20 protein-coding genes are annotated in these 17,215 nt (G+C 67.3%); 12 read left to right on the top strand and 8 right to left on the bottom strand.

Annotated elements, in window-relative coordinates; all coding sequences use genetic code 11:
- Positions 1-223 precede the first annotated feature (223 nt).
- Positions 224-829, bottom strand: coding sequence for a TIGR03086 family metal-binding protein (locus ABZX37_RS08920; protein ID WP_354737493.1), 606 nt, complete (start codon positions 827-829; stop codon positions 224-226).
- Positions 830-884: 55 nt separating this feature from the next.
- On the bottom strand, positions 885-1,766 hold the full coding sequence (locus tag ABZX37_RS08915; RefSeq protein WP_354737491.1) for an alpha/beta hydrolase: 882 nt from the start codon (positions 1,764-1,766) through the stop codon (positions 885-887).
- An 80-nt stretch (positions 1,767-1,846) separates the two neighbouring features.
- Between ABZX37_RS08915 and ABZX37_RS08910 the strand changes: the two genes are divergently transcribed.
- Complete coding sequence (locus ABZX37_RS08910) at positions 1,847-2,431, top strand: TetR/AcrR family transcriptional regulator (protein ID WP_354737489.1); 585 nt, start codon at positions 1,847-1,849, stop codon at positions 2,429-2,431.
- A gap of 18 nt (positions 2,432-2,449) precedes the next feature.
- Here ABZX37_RS08910 and ABZX37_RS08905 read toward each other — a convergent pair whose 3' ends face one another.
- Complete coding sequence (locus tag ABZX37_RS08905; protein ID WP_354737487.1) at positions 2,450-2,761, bottom strand: helix-turn-helix domain-containing protein; 312 nt, start codon at positions 2,759-2,761, stop codon at positions 2,450-2,452.
- 146 nt (positions 2,762-2,907) lie between these two features.
- Between ABZX37_RS08905 and ABZX37_RS08900 the strand changes: the two genes are divergently transcribed.
- Complete coding sequence (locus tag ABZX37_RS08900) at positions 2,908-4,050, top strand: FAD-dependent monooxygenase (protein ID WP_354737485.1); 1,143 nt, start codon at positions 2,908-2,910, stop codon at positions 4,048-4,050.
- Positions 4,051-4,192: 142 nt separating this feature from the next.
- On the opposite strand, the gene ABZX37_RS08895 is transcribed toward ABZX37_RS08900, so the two are convergent.
- Positions 4,193-4,807, bottom strand: coding sequence for a glyoxalase (locus ABZX37_RS08895; RefSeq protein WP_354737483.1), 615 nt, complete (start codon positions 4,805-4,807; stop codon positions 4,193-4,195).
- A 53-nt stretch (positions 4,808-4,860) separates the two neighbouring features.
- Entirely contained in the window at positions 4,861-5,268 is a 408-nt protein-coding gene (locus ABZX37_RS08890) for an MmcQ/YjbR family DNA-binding protein (RefSeq protein ID WP_354737481.1), read from the bottom strand.
- Positions 5,269-5,318: 50 nt separating this feature from the next.
- Between ABZX37_RS08890 and ABZX37_RS08885 the strand changes: the two genes are divergently transcribed.
- The 6 genes from ABZX37_RS08885 (at position 5,319) to ABZX37_RS08860 (ending at position 10,708) form a co-directional block, all read left to right on the top strand.
- Positions 5,319-6,857 carry a helix-turn-helix domain-containing protein gene (locus ABZX37_RS08885; RefSeq protein WP_354737479.1) on the top strand — a complete coding sequence of 513 codons (1,539 nt, stop codon included), beginning with the start codon at positions 5,319-5,321 and terminating at the stop codon, positions 6,855-6,857.
- Between the two features lie 117 nt (positions 6,858-6,974).
- The gene (locus ABZX37_RS08880; RefSeq protein WP_354737477.1) at positions 6,975-8,237 is read left to right on the top strand and encodes an FAD-dependent oxidoreductase; all 1,263 of its coding nucleotides are present in this window, start codon (positions 6,975-6,977) and stop codon (positions 8,235-8,237) included.
- Positions 8,238-8,259: 22 nt separating this feature from the next.
- Positions 8,260-8,436, top strand: coding sequence for a hypothetical protein (locus ABZX37_RS08875; protein WP_354737475.1), 177 nt, complete (start codon positions 8,260-8,262; stop codon positions 8,434-8,436).
- A gap of 87 nt (positions 8,437-8,523) precedes the next feature.
- On the top strand, positions 8,524-8,982 hold the full coding sequence (locus ABZX37_RS08870) for a GreA/GreB family elongation factor (RefSeq protein ID WP_354737473.1): 459 nt from the start codon (positions 8,524-8,526) through the stop codon (positions 8,980-8,982).
- A gap of 27 nt (positions 8,983-9,009) precedes the next feature.
- Entirely contained in the window at positions 9,010-9,240 is a 231-nt protein-coding gene (locus ABZX37_RS08865; RefSeq protein WP_116200055.1) for a hypothetical protein, read from the top strand.
- Between the two features lie 310 nt (positions 9,241-9,550).
- Positions 9,551-10,708, top strand: a complete 1,158-nt coding sequence (locus ABZX37_RS08860; RefSeq protein ID WP_354737471.1) for a DNA cytosine methyltransferase — start codon at positions 9,551-9,553, stop codon at positions 10,706-10,708.
- Positions 10,709-10,814: 106 nt separating this feature from the next.
- Here the strand turns inward: ABZX37_RS08860 and ABZX37_RS08855 are convergent, their stop codons facing one another.
- Complete coding sequence (locus ABZX37_RS08855) at positions 10,815-11,780, bottom strand: NaeI family type II restriction endonuclease (protein WP_354737469.1); 966 nt, start codon at positions 11,778-11,780, stop codon at positions 10,815-10,817.
- A 66-nt stretch (positions 11,781-11,846) separates the two neighbouring features.
- Positions 11,847-12,713 carry an NgoMIV family type II restriction endonuclease gene (locus ABZX37_RS08850; protein ID WP_354737467.1) on the bottom strand — a complete coding sequence of 289 codons (867 nt, stop codon included), beginning with the start codon at positions 12,711-12,713 and terminating at the stop codon, positions 11,847-11,849.
- Between the two features lie 500 nt (positions 12,714-13,213).
- Between ABZX37_RS08850 and ABZX37_RS08845 the strand changes: the two genes are divergently transcribed.
- From ABZX37_RS08845 to ABZX37_RS08830, 4 genes are all read left to right on the top strand, one after another.
- Positions 13,214-13,585, top strand: a complete 372-nt coding sequence (locus ABZX37_RS08845; protein WP_354737465.1) for a hypothetical protein — start codon at positions 13,214-13,216, stop codon at positions 13,583-13,585.
- A 93-nt stretch (positions 13,586-13,678) separates the two neighbouring features.
- Positions 13,679-14,689 (top strand): NBR1-Ig-like domain-containing protein, encoded by a 1,011-nt coding sequence (locus tag ABZX37_RS08840; RefSeq protein WP_354737463.1) that lies wholly within the window; start codon positions 13,679-13,681, stop codon positions 14,687-14,689.
- 540 nt (positions 14,690-15,229) lie between these two features.
- Entirely contained in the window at positions 15,230-16,057 is an 828-nt protein-coding gene (locus ABZX37_RS08835; RefSeq protein WP_354737461.1) for a choice-of-anchor P family protein, read from the top strand.
- A complete protein-coding gene (locus ABZX37_RS08830) occupies positions 16,054-16,635 on the top strand; it encodes a class F sortase (RefSeq protein ID WP_354737459.1) in 582 nt (193 codons plus the stop codon). The genes ABZX37_RS08835 and ABZX37_RS08830 overlap by 4 nt, the downstream gene beginning before the upstream one ends.
- 57 nt (positions 16,636-16,692) lie before the next feature.
- Here ABZX37_RS08830 and ABZX37_RS08825 read toward each other — a convergent pair whose 3' ends face one another.
- Complete coding sequence (locus tag ABZX37_RS08825; protein WP_354737457.1) at positions 16,693-17,187, bottom strand: MarR family transcriptional regulator; 495 nt, start codon at positions 17,185-17,187, stop codon at positions 16,693-16,695.
- Between the last annotated feature and the right edge of the window lie 28 nt (positions 17,188-17,215).

Below are 17,215 nucleotides of genomic sequence, written 5' to 3'. Positions count from 1 at the left end.
GCGTGATCCGTTCGTCGGGACGCTCTGGCGGCCACTCCGGGTCGCTGTCCAACGTGTGCCCCATCGTCAACGGTCGATTCGAACCCCAAGGGTAGTCAGTTCGCGGGTCCCGGTGGCTGATCCGGGGATAGATTTACTGTTCGGTAAGCACCACGAGAGCGGCCCCGGACTCTGCTGGGCGAGCGGCGCGACCGGACAGCCGCCCGCTGATCTCGGCTGCGGGTTAATGCGGCTGCCAGCCAAAGTCGCGGCCCATCAAGTGCAGCAACTGGTCCTGACGCGACGCGGATTCGCCGGGCGCTCCCGGAGCGGCGAAGAACCGGTGCGTCGTGTCGGCGGCGATGGGGGATTCCGCCAGCCCGGCGTAGATCGTCTCGAGGTTGTCGCTGATCCACGTGACCAAGCCCGGGTCGAGGCGATCGTCGACGCCCAGAGCTCGGGCGAGGTCCCACGCGTGGATGGCGGAATCCGTGGCTCGCACGGCCAGCGCTTGGCGTCCGGTCACCTGGCCCAGCGGATAGTCGAGCACCTGGTCCAGCGCGCCGGGGCGGCTGAAGGCGTCGGCGACTAGCTGCACCGACGCGGCGTACGCGCCGAGTGGGTCATTGCCCAAAGCGTCGGCGTCGCGCATGCGCAGGAAATTCTCGCGGGTGCCGCCAGCGAGCAGGTCGACGTAGTTGAGATTTCCTCGGACCATGTGGTTGACGAGTTGACGGACGTTCCATTCCGCACAGGGCGTCGGGGCCGTCCGCTGTTCGGGGCGGACGGACCGCAGGCGCTGGTCGAATTCGGTGCTGGCGGCCAGAAATCGGCCGAGGACATCCGTCATGCCTGCCAGTCTTTCTCCACGAGGACGCGTCAGCTGGCGAAAATCCGACGTCGCGCTAGTGCTCGATGAACGCGGTCAGCGCCGCCACGACCGCGGCGGGCTGTTCGTCCGGAATGAAGTGTCCGGAATTCGGGATGACGACGCCGGTCGCGTTGTCTGCCCAGGGGCTGATGGAAGCGGCCATGTCGGGGATCGAGCCGTGGGAGCTGGAGATTCCCAGGACCGGGACGGTCAGGTGCTGTCGTTCGAGAGCGGCGTGATTCTTGCGCGCCGATTCCGCGGCATCGCGGTAGTAGGCGAGCGACGCCCGGAGTCCGCCCTCGGCGGCGAGAGCGGCGGCGTAGTGGTCGATTTCGTTGCTGTCGAAGGTGCTCAGCGCTTTGGCCTTCAAGAACCAGTCGACGTATTCGCGCTCGCGACCGGTGAGGAGGGTTTCGGGGAGATCGGGCACCAAGTGGAACGCGAAGTGCCAGGTCTTCCAGGCGCGGTCGGGGTCGGTGGGGATGGAGTCCGGGAGGGTGATTCCGGGGATGCCGGCGTCCAGCAGCGCGAGGCCGTGCAGGTGCTCTTCGTGCTTCAGGGCCAGCGAGAAGGCGACCCAAGCCCCGATGTCGTGGGCGGCTAGCCAGTATTTCGGCACGTCGAGCGCGGTCAGCGCGGCTTGGATCCGCGAGGCGACGGTGTGCGTGTCGTAGCTGTCGTGCGGGCGGTCGGAGTGGCCTTGTCCGGGCAGGTCGATCGCGATGACGCGGAAGCGTTCGGCAAGACCCGGCATCACTGTGCGCCAAGCCCACCAGGTCTGCGGGAATCCGGCGAGGAGGACGACGGCGGGGCCGGTTGGCTGGCCGCCTTCCGCGGCGTGGAGGCGGATGCCTTCCGCGTCCACCCAGCGGTGCGTGAAGCCCGGCAGGTCGGGCAGCGGTAATTCGGGGGTCATGGCTCGAGCCTAGCTCATCTTGAACCGAACAGTTCAAGATGAGCTAGGCTGGGCACGGCGGTGAGAGAACGGGGTGCGGGATGGCCGGAAAGAAGCAGTTCGACGTGGACGTCGCGCTCGACGCGGCGATGGTCCAGTTCTGGCGGGCCGGGTACGCGGACACTTCTCTCGACGACCTCTCCCGGGCGACCGGGTTGAACCGCAGTTCCATCTACTCCTCATGGGGAGACAAGGATTCGCTCTACCTGCGCTGCCTGGATCGCTACGCCGCGCGCTACGGCGACCGGTACGACCAGGCCTTGTCGAGTGCGGCCGAGGATCCGCTCCGGGCGGTGCGGGAGTTCTTCGGCATCACCCTGCAACGCATTGCCGACCCCGATGTGCCGGACGGATGTCTAGTCGCCCAGACTGCGATGGCGATACCGATGCTGAGCCCGGACATCGCCGCGCGCGCGACCAAAGCTCTGGGTTTCCAGCAGGCGCGGCTGCGAAAAGCGTTGCGCGCCGCGAAGTTGGCCGACGCCGAGGGCTTCGCCGTTCACCTCGCGGCGGTCAACCAGTCGTTGGCCGTGATGAGCCGGGCTGGGGCGAGTCCGAAGCAGCTTCGCGCGATCGTCGACATCAGCTTGGGGGCGCTTTCGCGGGCATTGCAGGCGCGGAATTAGGACGGGCCCGCGCTGAAGTCAGGTGCCGCGGCGCTCCGCGGTCAGCAAGTCGAGCAGGCCGGGGAGCCGCCGGTTGATTTCCGCCCGGCGCAACCGGATTCCCTTCCGGTTCCCGTAATTGATCTCGTGGATGAGCCCGGCCTCGCGCAAAACCCGGAAGTGGTGCGTCTGCGTCTGCTTGGACACCGGGAGATCGAACGAGTTGCAGGTGCGCTCGCGGTCGCTCCCGTCCGCCGCCAGTTCCGCGATCACGGTGCGGCGGTGCTCGTCGGCGAGCGCGCGGAACACCGTGCCCAGGTCTGCGTCCCCGGCCGGGCCTGACTCGGTCATCGCCTCACCTCTTTCAGGTACGTCTTGCATCGTACCTCAAGGCCGTGCTTGACTGCAGGTACGACGAGAGACGTACCTGAGAACCCGCGCCTGACTCGAAAGCCCGCGCGGCGCTCGTCGTTTCCCTCCAACGAAAAGGTTGCGGCATGACGCCTTCCCGCGTCCTGATCCACGGCGCCGGTGTCGCCGGTCCCGCTCTCGCCTACTGGCTGGCCCGGCACGGGTACCGGCCGACGGTCGTCGAGCAGGCCAAAGAGCTGCGGTCCGGCGGCAGTGCCGTCGTCGTCAAGGAACCGGCGCTGACGGTCGCCAGGAGCATGGGCATCCTCCCGCAGTTGCACGAGATCGCCACCAGCTCAAGGGTTCTCTCGCTGCTCGACCCGGACGGGCGGCAGCTTCTCCGGGTCTCGACGACGTCCCCGCAGTCGGTCGAAGTGACCCGGTCCGACCTGTCCGCGGTGCTCCACCGGGCAGCGCGCGACGACGCCGAGTTCCTCTTCGACGAGACGGTCACCAGCCTCCGGCAGGACCCGTCGGGCGTCGAGGCCACCTTCCGCCGGTCGTCGTCGCGCCGGTTCGACCTGGTCGTCGGTGCGGACGGCATCCATTCTCCGGTGCGCCGCATGGTCTTCGGGCCGGCGGAGCAGTTCACGACCGGCCTCGGCATGTACAGCGCGACGGTGCCGCTGGAGCCCGGTGCACTCGAGGACCCGGAGGTGGCGGTGATGCTGACCGCGCCCGGCCGGATGCTCACTCTCCACCCGTCCCGGGGCAAGCCGCTCGCGATGTTCACTTTTCGCGGCGGGCGCGTGCCCGGCTACGACCGTCACGACACCGCGCTCCACAAGCGTCTGGTGGCCGAGGCGTACGCGGGAATCGGCTGGCGAAGCCCGGAACTGGTGGAGGCGTACGTGAACCACCCCGCGCCGTTCTTCGATCCGCTCGCCAACGTGCGGATGGACAAGTGGTCGCACGGTCGCGTGGCGTTGCTCGGCGACGCGGCATCCGCGGTGGCCCTGCTCGGCGACGGGTCGAGCATGGCGATGGCTGGCGCGCACACGCTGGCCGAAGCGCTCGCGGCGCATCCCGGTGACCATGCGCGCGCCTTTCAGGCCTACGAAGCGAAGCACCGGCGGCACGTGGAGCCGAGGCACCGGCGCGTCAGCCTCGTTGCCACGCTGCTTGTGCCGCGGACTCGGTACGGGCTGGTGCTGCGCAATACCGTCGGCCGGGCTGTCGGCCTCGCCACTCGGAAACCCTTGCCCGCCAAGCAGAACGGCCGGGTTTGAGCGGCCAGGGCGGGAGCCTTAGCGGTCTTTGGCGATCTCGCAGAGGGAAGCGCGCAACGGCGAGCTGTGAGGTTTGCTGAGCGTCTCGTGTGTGTTCATCCCGGTGCTACCCGGCATAAACACCCACGAGACCCCCCGCCCGTCAGCCAGCAAGAACCGAAGTCTCCCAGCCGAATCCGTCCGGGTCCGTGATCCGTCCCGCGTCCCCGCCGATCGTCAGCAGATGCGAACCCGAACCCTCCTCCGGCACCCCGGCGTCCTTCGCCAAAGCCTTCCGGCCGTAAAGGGCCAGCTTGATCGGGCTCGTCTCGAATTCCACATACTTTTTGCCGTAGCTCTTGCCCACCGCGAGCCCGTGCGAGACGTAAAACTGCTTGGTCGCCGCCACATCGGACGCGCCCAGCAGCAGCACCATCTGGTCGTATTCCCGGACCCCCGCGCCGGAATCCTTCTTCGTGGAAGTCGCGACCTTCCAAATCGCACCGTCCGGAGCCTGCACGACCCCGCCGAAACCCCACAGCGACTTGGCCGCTGGCTTCAGCGAAGTCGCGCCCGCGGCGAGGGCCGCGTCCAGGTAAGCGACGGCGTTCGCAGGCTGGGAAACGGTGAGCGACAAGGTAAATCCGCGGAAACCGGTGCTCGGCGCGGCGGCGTGGCGGAAGCGGAGACGGTCGCCCAGATCGAACGCGGCGGTGTAGAAGCGCTCGGCGGCGGCGACATCGGGAACGTCCAGGGTGACAAAGTCGAATGAGGTCATGCGGTAAACGCTAAGTCCGGCACCAGCCCCGACGCTTCTCGATTCCTGATCGCTTACCGAGCCGGACGCCCGGCCAGCCACGCTTCGCGCCGGCGCGGTGACGCTCGGGAAAACCAGGCGTCCTCGACGACTTCGGTCAGCTCCTGCCGAGTCAACGAGCCGAGGTGGGCGGCGCGGACGAGCACCGACAGGTGGCCGTCGAAGTGCGGAGTGGTGAAAAACGGGCTGTCCGGGTCCTGGACCAGCGCCTGCTTGTCCGATTCGGACGGTACCCAGAACACGATCACGTCCGGGTACCGCTGTCCGGTGTCCGGGTCGAAGGCGTCCGGCCGCGGCGTCCGGAAGAACACGAACGACTTGCCGCCGACCTGGTAGACGGGGTTCTCGCGCGAGCCGCGCACCACCGTGACGTGGGGCATCCCCAGCGCCAGCTCGTGCACGTCCTCGACCCGCGCCCGCATGACCTTCCACGATACGACTCCCGGCGCACCGCGTCAGGTATGAACAGGGCATGGTCACGCTGGATCGGCTCGTCAACGTCCTCGGTGGGTACGGCGCGCGGTTGTGCTGCTGTCCCGTCGCGCGCGAGGTCGCGTTGCGGGACGTGGTGATGGACGACCCCGCCGACCCGCGCGGGTTGCGCGGCGACGTTTACCTCGCGGTGGGCGTCGAATCAGTGCGGGAAGCCGTTGAACGGGCCGCTCGAGCGCGGGCGTCGGTCGTGTTGGTGCGCGGAGCCACGCCGCCGGGACCGGACGAGGTCGCGAAAGCCGAGGACGGCCAGGTCGCAGTGCTGCTCGTGGATCCGGAAGTGTCGTGGGGACAGCTCGCGGGCGTGGTCTACGGCTTGGTGCTGGAAGGGCGCGAGACGGAATCCGGCCGCGGCCCGACCGACCTGTTCGCGCTGGCCGACAGCCTCGCCGACGCACTCGGCAGCGCGGTCACCATCGAGGACCAGCTGTCGCGAGTGCTCGCGTACTCCAGCCGTCAGCAGGGCGCGGACCGGGTGCGGCTGGAGACGATCCTCGGGCGGCGAGTGCCGGACCAGGTGCGCGAACTGTTCGAGCGCCGCGGCGTGTTCGCGCATCTCGCCCAGTCGGACGAGCCGTTGTTCGTCGAGGCCGATCCGGAGCACGGGCTGACCGGGCGCATGGTCGTCGCGGTCCGGGCCGGGCGCGAGACGCTCGGGTCGATCTGGGTGGAGTGCGAGGAGCCGCTGTCGGACGTCCGGCGCACCGTCCTGCACGACAGTTCCCGCACGGTCGGGCTGCATCTGCTGCGGTCGCGGGCGAGCGCCGACCTCGAACGGCAGGTCGAGTCGGACCTGGTGATCCGGCTGCTGGAAGGCACCCCGGACGCGGCGGCCGTGCTGAGCAGGCTCGGTTTGCCGCCCGGCCGGTTCCGCGTGGTCGCGCTCCAGGCGCACATCGCCGACGAACGGCACGCCGCGCTGCTGCTCGCGTTCGAGCGCGCGACCACCGGGTTCGGCTGGTCGCGGCCGGGCCGGAGCACGTTGTTCAGCAACACCGTCTACACCGTTCTGCCCGGCGAAGACGTCGAAACCGCCCGCGCGTGGATCGACGGGATCCGCGACGCGTTGCCCGCGCAGGTCACGGTCGCGGCGGGGATCGGCGCGCCCGCGTCCACCGCGGATCTTCCAGCCAGCAGGCGGGAATCCGACGAATGTCTCGCCCTGCACGACGTCCGCCCGGAACCCGGCGCGGCCGTCGCGTACGACGAGTCCTGGGACGACATCCTGATCCTCCGCCTGCGCGCCGCCGCGGCAGCGGGACGAGCCCCGGCGCGCGGTCCCATCGCGGATCTGGCCAGGCACGACGCGGCCAACTCGACCAGTTACGTCGCGACCCTGCGCGCGTGGCTCGAGACCCAAGGCGACCTCACCGAAGCCGCCGAACGGCTTGGCGTGCACCCCAACACCATCCGCTACCGGCTGCGGAAGATGGCCGACGTGACGCCGCTGCGGCTCGACCTGCCCGCGAAACGGCTGGCGATGATCATCGAGCTGGCCGTCGCCGATCCGCAGAATTGACCGATCCGGACAAACCGGCTTGCGCCGTTTGGCCGAACTCGACAACGACCGCCAGCCGGATCCGGGTCATCCTGGCCGCACCAGCACAACCAGCGGCACGGCTCGGCGGAGGAAGACATGGGCGATCTCGACCGGAAGGGCGGCGGACCGCGTTCGGCGATCGTGGTCGGCGCGGGCATCGTCGGGCTGTCGACCGCCTGGTTCCTGCAGGAACGCGGCGTGCGGGTGACCGTCGTCGACCGCGAGGGCATCGCGGCGGGCTCGTCCTGGGGCAACGCGGGCTGGCTCTCGCCGGGGTTGTCGATCCCGCTCAACGAACCCGCCGTCCTCCGCTACGGCCTGCGCACCCTGCTCGACCGGCAGGCGCCGCTGCACGTCCCGGCCACCCCGGACCCGCGGCTGTGGCAGTTCCTCGCCCGCTTCGCGGCGAACTGCACCCACCGTTCCTGGAACCGGGCAGTGCGCGCGAACCTGCCGTTCAACGAGGAATGCTTTGAAGCGTTTGACATCCTGACCGCGAGCGGCGTGGACGCGCCGACCATCGACGCGCCCATCACCGCCCTGTTCGAGACCTCCGCGAAGGCCCAAACGCTGGTCAAGGAACTGGACCGGCTCGGCGACGCCGGGCAGAAGGTGTCCTGGACGCAACTCGCCGGACCGGAACTGCGCGAGCACTTCCCGCAGGTCACCGACCGGATCGGGGCCGGCATCCGGATCGACGGCCAGCGGTATGTCGACCCCGGCCGGTTCGTCGAATCGCTCGCCCGCGCGGTGGTCAGCCGCGGCGGCACGATCCGGCACCGGTTCGAGGTCGCCGCGATCCGCAGGCACGAGTACGCCTACACCCTGCTGTCGGCGAACGGCCAGACGGTCAACGCCAACGCCGTCGTGCTCGCCACCGGTGCGTGGCTGGGCGAACTGGCGCACAAGTGGGGCGTGCGCGTCCCGGTGCGTGCCGGGCGCGGGTACTCCTTCACCGTGCCGACCGACGATCCGGTGCCGAGCCCGATGTACCTGCCGGACATCCGGGTCGCGTGCACGCCGTACCAGGGCGGGCTGCGGGTGGCCGGGACGATGGAGTTCCGCAAACCGGACGACCCGCTGTACCCGGCGCGCGTCGACGCGATCGTCGCCTCGGCCCGGCCGCTGCTCAAGGGCCTGCGCTGGGACCAGCGCGCCGACGTCTGGGTCGGCTCGCGCCCGGTCAGCGCCGACGGGCGGCCGGTGATCGGCCGGACCGGCGCGCCGGGGATGTACGTCGCGGGCGGGCACGGCATGTGGGGCCTCTCGCACGGCGCGGTCACCGGGAAGCTGCTCGCCGAGCAGATCGCCACCGGCAGGTGCCCGGAAGCGCTGCGGCCGTTCGACCCGCTGCGGTGACCCGACGGTGTCTGATCCAAGAGTGTCCGCCGAACCCGCCGGTCCGCCGCTGACCGGCGACGAGCACGCCGAGCTGATGTTCCTCCGCGCGGAGAACGCCTTGCTGCGCACCGAACGAGACATCCTGGTGAAAGCCGCCGGCTGGTTCGCCGCCGACGCCGGCGTGCTCGACCGCCGCACCGGGCCCGAGCCCCGCTGACCGCCGCGGGACTCCTCGAAAGTCCGTGGGGGCTGGACGCCTCCTGCTGGCCCGGCCCCCACGGACGACATCCGAAAGGCACCTCCCATGTCGACCACCTCTTCGCGTCCCTGGCTGACTGCCGACGCGCACGCCCGCCTCGCCGCGGAACTCGCTGACCTGCGGCGCGAACCCGAACTCGGCGAGGGGGCGGGCGAGCACGACCGGCTCGACCGCAGGCAGCACCTGCAGGCGCGGATCCGGCAGCTGCAGGACCTACTGCGCAGCGCCGTCGTCGGCGAAGACCCGCCGGACGACGGAATCGCCGAGCCCGGCATGGTCCTGACCGTCCGCTACGACGACGGCGGGGTCGAGACGTTCCTGCTGGCCGCCCGCGACGAGGTCGGCACCGACCTGGAGGTCTACTCGCCGGACTCGCCGCTCGGGCGCGCGCTGGACGGCGCCAAGCCGGGGGAGCAGCGGGAGTACGAGGTGCCCAGCGGCGCGGTCGTGCGGGTCACCCTGGTCGAGGCCTATCCGTACGGGCGCTATCAGAGCCATGGCTGAAGCCCGTTTCGTGGCTACCCTGAAAGAGTGACCGACGAAGAGCTCATCATCGAGTTCGCCCTCGCCCGGCTCGACAACCCGAGCCTCGACCTCGAGGAGGTCGCCGCGCTCCTCGTGCGCCGGGTCGGACCGGACCGGATGCTCGACCTCGCCGCGCGCAACCTCGAGACGCGCGGCGAACTGCGCGGCGCGATGTTCGAGTCGGCCGTCGAACACGTCTTACGCGTGGTCCTGACACTGCGCGGCCCGGCTGACTGAGCCGTGGACAATCCGCTGACCTGCGTGGACCGTCAGCGTTGATGACTGGCCGAATGCTTCGTACTGAGCATCCAGGGTAAAAGTATCTATCCCTGTAGTCAGTCAAGCGTTGTCGTCGTGATGACGGCAGGTGCAGTCAGCGTGCACAGCGCAGCGATGATGGCTTAAAGGTCAGCTTCTCTGTTCGTCGCTGAGGCCTCTGCTGCGGTGGCGATCGGGGCGGGAGCACACGGAGGTGGGCGCGATCCGCGATCGCGGATCTGAGGGTCGATGCCAGGGATTGTCGGTGGTGTCGACTAGCCTGCGTGGTGTGGGTACGAAACCGATCTCGATGATCGACTTGTTCGCTGGCTGTGGAGGCATGACCTCGGGTTTTATGGCTGCGAAGGGGTTCAAACCGGTGATGTCGGTCGAGTTTGACCTGCATGCGGCCGCGACCTACGCGGCCAACTTCGGGGAGTCGCACACTCGTTACGCGGACATCGCGACCATCCCGGATGAGGACATCCCGCAAGTTGATCTGATCATCGGCGGGCCTCCGTGCCAGGGTTTCTCCAACCTCGGGTCCCGCAATGTGAACGATCCCCGGAACAAGCTGTGGAAGGAGTACATTCGCTTCGTCCGACACGCCGCACCGAAGGTCTTCGTCATCGAAAACGTGGACCGCTTCTTCTCTTCCAGCGAGTTCGCTCTTCTGCAGGCCGAGGCGCAGCCTGGTGGGCTTCTTGAAGGCTACGAGTTGACGTCGGGGTTCTTGTTGGCTGCCGACTTCGGTGTTCCGCAGCGGCGGAAACGGACCATTGTGATCGGATCTCGTGTCGGCAGCATTCCGCTCCCCACACCGACACACGCTCGGATCGGGACGCTGGATGCTCTGCCCGAGTGGCACACAACCCGTGACGTTCTGAGCGGGCTGCCCGAGACGCCGGAGACGACGGAGCTGCCGGCTTCGTCTGTGGAATTCTTCGGTGAAGACATCCCCGGTATCTTCAAAAGCTCCGATCTTCACATCGGCCGGAATCCGACTGAGTTGTCTCTGAAGCGCTACCGGCATATCCCGCCAGGCGGCGGCCGGTTCAACCTGCCGGATGAGTTGTTGTCGCGCTGCTGGAGAGAGAAGAAGACCGGCACGACAGATGTTATGGGGCGGATGCGTTGGGAGATGCCCTCACTGACGATACGTACGGAGTTCTTCAAGCCGGAAAAGGGACAGTATCTGCACCCGCAATGGGAGAAAGACGACGCGGGGCACAGCGTCGATCGTCCGATTACGCACTGGGAGGCTGCTCGTCTCCAGAGCTTCCCCGACGACTTTCAGTGGTGTGGCACAAAGCTTCAAGTTGCCAAGCAGATCGGCAATGCTGTCCCTCCGATGCTGGCGGAAGCCATCGCGCACCACCTCAAGCCCTATCTCCGCGGAACCTTGCGCAGGACGCGCAAGTCGATCCCGTGCCGCCTATGCGTCTAGTCTCGAGTCAGCCGAGCGATGTCGATTCGAACTCATCTGAGGTGGTTGTTTAGTCGGCCTCGTACATGCAACGGCAGCTGTCTGGTACCTGTACAGTGGCTAAGAGTCAGTAATGGATTGTTGGTGCCGGTGTTATGGGATCGTCAGGCTGAGCGACAGCGTACGTGCCTTCGGGAAGAGTAACCGTCGGTCGGTTGGACGTCAGCGCATCTGCTGGTGTCAAGCGTACTGACAGAAACGTGCCTTTTACCGGAATTGGAAGACCAAGTGCGCGCGCAACTATTGGGCTCTGATTTTGGTGACCGAGGACGACAATGCCTTCTCGAGCGAGCTGAGGCCGTGCGTCGCGACAGCGTTTGAGGCCATCAGCTTGCCTCGCGACTGTCACCGCAGTGTTGCGCTCGATGATTCGTCCTTGGACGCTACGTAGCAGCTGATTGATTCTTTTCTGGCCTGAGCCCGAGGTGATGATGGTGCGGACCAGCGGGTCAGGCAGGGTGAGCAGGAGATTTTCTGGCAATGTGGCATCTTGGGCCAGCCACACTACGCGGCTCCGCGCCGCAGCAGTGATCGTGGTTTTTTGGTCTTTGTTGAGTCCTTTGTTGAGAACTTCGGGAGTGATCCGGATCAGACCGACGTTGAAGAGTCTCTTCCGGTCGTTGGCAGAGGTCAGCAGGCACATGTGTCCCATGGCTTCGGTCGGTATCGACCATGATCCCCGCATCGAGAACTTCGAGTCGACGTCGTGCCCGGCGACGGCGTAGTCCATGTTCGCGCCGCGGGGGAGATCGAAGGCGGCGCGAGTGATGATTTCGACCTTGGTTCCCAGGTAGGTCTTTTCAGTCTTCTCTGCGAGATCGATGTCGTACCGCCCGGTGCGCTGCCCGTCGAGCACCTCGTCGATTGATTGACGCAGGATCGACCCAAAATGTTGCTGCAGGCCAGGAAGCTTTTGGAACCAGTCGACGACCTGCTGCAGTGCAGGGTCATTGTCGGCTACGTGCGCAGGCTTCGGATCGACCCGTACTTCGACGTGCGAGTTAGGGCCGAACAGGACCAAGTCTTCGGACACGCATCCACCGTATCTTCTGGAGCCGCGGCGCGGGACAGGTTTCGCGTTGGGCAATCCGGTCTATGTTCAGGGCTTCGATGGAAGAGACTCGACGACGCGGACCAGGTCGTCGAAGTCTCGGAGACGGTTCTGGTTCATGAGCCGATCGAAGGTCTTCTTCGGTGACCAGCTCGCTGGCTCGCGCCGCGTCTTTGCCTCAACGTCGATCGCTTTCGCCAGAGAGTCGAGGTCGAGGTGGTATACCCAGTCAACAGAGCCGGAGCCGTCTGCCAGGATTTTGAGCATTGACGGTCGGGTCTCTGCCGTTATGACACCGAAGTGCGGCATTCGACCACGACGTTGAGTGACTAGCTTGTTGCCCTGTGAGACGCAATCTTGCGCCCTGTCAGTACGAAGGGACCACTTGGCCGACAGTGCTAACGCCAGCTCCGGAAGTTCGCCGTCGTGCGGACGTCCGACCACAACGTCAAGTTTGAGCAAGGATTCCTCCGGCATGAGGCCGACCAACTTCGTCACCAATTCTGCGTTGGCATCGATACTTTGACCGATGTGCTGGGCGATGGTGATAAGCCGACGTCGGTCGGGGCCGTCGGGTAGCGCTTCGACAGCGGAGACCAGCGCCTTGACCTCTTTCGCGGAGTTGCTGTATCCGGAGCGGAAGGCTGGGAAGACGTTCAGGTGGGCGTACTGACTAAAGTCCGACGCCGAGCATGATTGCTTGATCTCCAGGTCTGGGCGTACCGCTTGCAGGGTCGTGATCACATGCCGCTCGAGATCAGAGCCATCCTGGTCGGGCCGCTCGTGCCATGCTCCGGCGACCTCCAAGAACCGAGTTCCGAGACGCACCGAAAGATTGTCGCTAGCGTCGGACATGTTCGGCTTGCCGTTCTTCTTCCGGTAGCCGCAGAGAGCTCTAGTGAAGGGTGCTGGCACATGAACATTTTGCCGGCTTCCGGCCCTGTTCGCAGGCAAATATTCGCAGGGTTGTTTCTCGCCGCAGGGTCCTGCTTCGCGGTGTCAGCGTCGGGCGGGCAACGCGCCTGTGACTATGTGTAGCCAGGTGTCGCAGTTCCGGTCGGATTGGGAAGCAGTAGGTGCGTCTGTCTGCTGATCAGTTGGCTGCCCCTAAGTGCTTCGGAGTTGTTCCGACGCTTCTGCCATGACCCCTGAACCTAGGGCGCGAGCGACACTGCGCGGACGACTGGATCTCAACTGGCCTAGTTCGAGTCGGCCGTCGAACACGTCTTACGCGTGGTCCTGACACTGCGCGGCCCGGCTGACTGAGCCGTGGACAATTCGCTGACCTGCGTGGACAACACCCCGCATTGACCATGGACACTCAGCGGTTGAGGACAGAACGGACGGCGCGCTGGGATGAGTGCACCGGGATTTCCCGGCTGTAACTCCATTCCGTTTCGTCCGAGGGGACACCCATGAAGATCGGCAAGACGCTGATGGCCGCCTCCGCGCTGGGGATCGCATTCGCCGGGATCGCCGCGCCCGCCGCGTCGGCGGACACCGCGGCTCCGGTGAGCGCGCAGAGCAAGCACACCGCGAGCATCAAGTGCACTAAGCCGTCCGGGAAGAAGGCCAACTACTCGTGGGGCGACGGCGCCACGAACGTCACCGTGTACTTCAACAACCACTGTTCGCACAAGGTGTCCGCAGGCATCGTGCTGAAGGACACGGACGGCGCGATGAGCGTTCAGTGCATGACCACCAACGGCGGCACCAAGGGCAAGAAGAAGTTCCACATCGGCCTCGACCACTCGGTCGTGCGCATCCAGAAGGGCTGCAAGCTCTGAGCCCCGTTCGCTGACGAGCCGGGCGGGCCGGGGCTGCGCCGCCCCGGGCCGCCTGGCAACCTCCAAGGGTCGATGTCGATCATTGGAGGTGTCATGAGCGAGCCCGCGGCCGGGCAGCCCCAGGCCCGCCGAGGTCGCAAGCACATCGTGCCCGACGCGGGCGCGGGCCCGGTCTCCCGATTCGCCTGCGGGCTGCTGGACTTGAAGCGGGAAGCAGGCGACCCGTCCTACGACCGGATGCGCACGGAACTCGGCGCTGCTGCGTCGAAATCGGCGCTGTCGGCCGCCACGCGCGGACGCAGCGCGCCGTCCTGGCCGACGACCTGGGAGTTCGTCCGCAGCCTTGCGGTGACCGGCCTCGGCCGCGACGAGGAGACGGTGCGGCGCGAGTGGCTGGCGCGCTGGGAAGAGGCAGTCGAAGGGCAATCGGACCCGTCTTGGGCTGCTTCGGCGGGCTCTGCAGGCGAGACCGATTCACCGGACCAGGCATTCGATACCTCGGTGCACACCGATCCGCCCGGCGCAGGGGGCTGGAGCGCAGTCGACGCCGCTTCTCCCGTTGAGAGCCACCCCGCCGAGCCATTCGCCACTCCGCCCCGGGAGCCTGCCAAGACCCGCCGCTGGGGTTCGATCGTCGTCGCGGCAACCGTCCTGGTCGTCCTCGGACTCGTGGCCGCGGTCGTAGTCCTGGCCACTCCGTCGTCCCGCGACAAAGAAGCCGCCGCCCCGCACTACCCGCTGCCCGGCGACTCGTCCGGCTTCGGCGGCGACGGCCTCTCCGGCGACGTCACCTTCCCTGACGGCGCGAAAACCCGCTATGGCCGGACATTCACGAAGATTTGGCGGCTGAAGAACACCGGGTCAGTGCCGTGGCGCAGCCGCTTTCTGCAGGTCGCGGGCGGCACGACGGTGCTGTGCCCGTCCCCGCCGCGCGTCCCGGTCCCGGATGCCGAGCCGGGGCAACTGGTGGAGGTGAGCGTCCCGGTGACCCCGACCGGCACCGGCGTCTGCCACGTCCTGTGGAAGATGGTCGACGAACGCGGCGCGCTGGTGTTTCCTGATCGGACCGGGATTTTCTACCAGGTCACCGTCACTGTGGAGTAACCGGAGAACGCGCCGAAAGTCCTTTTCGGACTGTCCACAATCGCGCATTGCCGCTGGTCACCGCCCTGGGCAAGAAAACCGTACCCTTTTTCCCGTTCGCTCGTTCCGTTCCCGCTGATTCCCTTGCGGACATTTTCCGCCGATGCCCGCGCCGGTCGCGGGACGAATTGGCGAACCAGGAATGGCCGCCGGGGAACGGTAGCGGTCACATGACAATGAGTATCCGAATCGAACCCTTCGCAGGATCACCCCTCCGGGTGGGCTGAGGCGCAATCCGCCAGGCGGCCCTCGATTCCGGTAGCTCAGCGTGAGAAAACCGCGTCCACGACGCCGCGTTACATCACTCTTTAGTGGTGAAATTGCGATAATTGTGGTCACCGGAACCGTCGGTCGGGCGCGCTGCGCGACGGATCTTGCTTTGCGTTTCCGGGGCGTCTTGATAATGTCGCGCCCTGCCGGTGACCGACAGTTGTGTGCGGTCACGCGTGGATTCGGGGATCCGTGCGGCGGCTCCATTCTTGATGTTCGGAAGGACAATTCATGCGTTCTGCCCTGCTGCGCGGACGGACCGTCGCGGTCGCCGTTCCCGCGCTGGCTTTGCTCGCCACCGCCGTCGCCCCGTCGGCGCTCGCCGCCGAGTCGCCCGCCGGGTCGGCCTACGGCGCGTCCGCCTCGGTCTCGCTGCTGCCCGGCGTGCTCGGCGACAAGGGGATCACGGTCGACACCGGCAAGATCGCCCCGTCCTCGACCGAGGGCCCGGAGTCCGCGCAGGTGGTGAACGTGCCGCTGAAGGGCCTGGTCACGGCGAAGGTCATCAGCAGCTCGGCGAAGCAGGACGGCAGCAGCGGCCCGGTCGACTCGAAGGCCTCCATCGTCGACGCCGCGCTCCCGGTGCTCGCCCCGCTCGCCGGTTCCACCCCCACGGCCCGCGTGATCAGCTCCGAGTGCAAGTCCACTCCGGACGGCATCACCGCCTCGTCCGAGCTGGCCGGCCTCGACCTCGGCAAGATCGGCAAGATCCCGGTGTCGACCAAGCCGAACCAGAAGCTCGGCATCGACGGCGTGCTGCAGGTGATCGTCAACGAGCAGGTCAAGCACTCCGACGGCAGCCTCACCGTCAACGCGCTGCACATCAAGCTCCTCGGCGGCGACGTCACCGGCGCGCTCGGCAAGGGCGACATCGTCCTCGCCTCGGCCACCTGCGCCAAGGTCGCGGGCAACCCGACCACCCCGCCGTCGTCCACCCAGCCCTCCGAGCCGGGCAAGCCGGGCACCCCGCCCGCCGAAGGCCCCGGCCAGGTGACCGTTGTGCCGGTCGGCGCGCCGGAGACCGGCGACGGTTCGCTGGCCGCGGTGACCGCCCGGTGACCCGTTCCCGGTTCGGGCTTTTCGCGCTCCTGCTGGCTTTCGTCGCGAACTTCGCCCTGCTGGGCTGCGGTTCGGCGGATACCCCGCCCGCCGCGGTGCCGGCGAATTCCGCGGCGGCCGCCCAGCAGGTCGCGGACCCGGTCTCGCTCGACGTTCCCAGCATCTCCGCGCATTCGTCGCTGGTGCCGCTCGGCCTCAACGACGACAAGAGCGTCCAGGTGCCGCCGGTCGACCAGCCGCTGCAGGCAGGCTGGTACCACTTCGGCCCCAAGCCGGGCCAGGTCGGACCGGCGGTCGTCCTCGGCCACATCGACGGCAACCACCAGAAGGGCATTTTCTGGCGGCTGCACGAGATGAAGAAGGGCGACAAGGTCATCATCGGGCGCAAGGACGGGTCGACGGCCTCGTTCACGGTGACCAAGGTGGACCAGATCGCGAAGAAGACGTTCCCCACCGAAGCCGTGTACGGCAACACCACCGACTCGCAGATCCGGCTGATCACCTGCGGCGGCGCGTTCGACGCCGCGAAGAAGAGCTATCTCGACAACATCATCGTGTACGGCACGCTCGACAGCTGAGCGACCGATACCAGGGCCTCGTCGTTTCGCGCTCGGGCGAAGCGGCGAGGCCCTTTGTCATTCCCCGGACAGTTCGTCGGTCGCCGCCCGGCCCGCTTCGGCGGTGCGGCGCAGGAACCCGGCGATCAGCATCAGCTCGTCTTCGGTGTATCCGGCGCACAGGTCGTCCATGGCTGAGCTCATCCCGCTGTACACGCGAAACAGCTCCTGCGTGCGCCCCGGCACCGCCCGCACGGTGACCGCGCGCCGGTCGGCCGCGTCCGGATCCCGTTCGCGCGCTATCCATCCGCCGCGCTGCAGCCGGTCGAGGATGCCGGTCACGGTCGCCGGATGCAGGCCCGCGCGGCGGGCGAGCGCGCTGGGGCTCAGCGGTCCGGCGGACGAGATCAGTTCGAGGCAGTCGAGGTCGACGTCCTTGAGCTTCAGCCGTCCGCCGACCTGGTGGTTCAGCAGCGACAGCTGATTGCGCAGTTCCCGCAGCGACTCCTTGAGGGCCGCCGTGGTGCGCCGCCTGCGCCGCGCCGTGTCCGTTCCGGCTGCTCCGGAAGCCATCTGCTCCGCCCTCCCGTTACCCCGCTGG

It is taken from the genome of Amycolatopsis sp. NPDC004079 (assembly GCF_040610415.1).
Lineage (GTDB): Bacteria > Actinomycetota > Actinomycetes > Mycobacteriales > Pseudonocardiaceae > Amycolatopsis > Amycolatopsis halotolerans.
This window is presented reverse-complemented; position numbering and strand designations above follow the sequence as displayed.

Bases quoted from the DNA above. Each gene is read 5' to 3' on its own strand.
- ABZX37_RS08845 (WP_354737465.1), top strand. From the start codon at position 13,214: ATGAAGATCGGCAAGACGCTGATGGCCGCCTCCGCGCTGGGGATCGCA.
- ABZX37_RS08840 (WP_354737463.1), top strand. From the start codon at position 13,679: ATGAGCGAGCCCGCGGCCGGGCAGCCCCAGGCCCGCCGAGGTCGCAAG.
- ABZX37_RS08880 (WP_354737477.1), top strand. From the start codon at position 6,975: ATGGGCGATCTCGACCGGAAGGGCGGCGGACCGCGTTCGGCGATCGTG.
- ABZX37_RS08900 (WP_354737485.1), top strand. From the start codon at position 2,908: ATGACGCCTTCCCGCGTCCTGATCCACGGCGCCGGTGTCGCCGGTCCC.
- ABZX37_RS08890 (WP_354737481.1), bottom strand. From the start codon at position 5,268: ATGCGGGCGCGGGTCGAGGACGTGCACGAGCTGGCGCTGGGGATGCCC.
- ABZX37_RS08910 (WP_354737489.1), top strand. From the start codon at position 1,847: ATGGCCGGAAAGAAGCAGTTCGACGTGGACGTCGCGCTCGACGCGGCG.
- ABZX37_RS08825 (WP_354737457.1), bottom strand. From the start codon at position 17,187: ATGGCTTCCGGAGCAGCCGGAACGGACACGGCGCGGCGCAGGCGGCGC.
- ABZX37_RS08915 (WP_354737491.1), bottom strand. From the start codon at position 1,766: ATGACCCCCGAATTACCGCTGCCCGACCTGCCGGGCTTCACGCACCGC.
- ABZX37_RS08895 (WP_354737483.1), bottom strand. From the start codon at position 4,807: ATGACCTCATTCGACTTTGTCACCCTGGACGTTCCCGATGTCGCCGCC.
- ABZX37_RS08835 (WP_354737461.1), top strand. From the start codon at position 15,230: ATGCGTTCTGCCCTGCTGCGCGGACGGACCGTCGCGGTCGCCGTTCCC.
- ABZX37_RS08885 (WP_354737479.1), top strand. From the start codon at position 5,319: ATGGTCACGCTGGATCGGCTCGTCAACGTCCTCGGTGGGTACGGCGCG.
- ABZX37_RS08920 (WP_354737493.1), bottom strand. From the start codon at position 829: ATGACGGATGTCCTCGGCCGATTTCTGGCCGCCAGCACCGAATTCGAC.
- ABZX37_RS08870 (WP_354737473.1), top strand. From the start codon at position 8,524: ATGTCGACCACCTCTTCGCGTCCCTGGCTGACTGCCGACGCGCACGCC.
- ABZX37_RS08905 (WP_354737487.1), bottom strand. From the start codon at position 2,761: ATGACCGAGTCAGGCCCGGCCGGGGACGCAGACCTGGGCACGGTGTTC.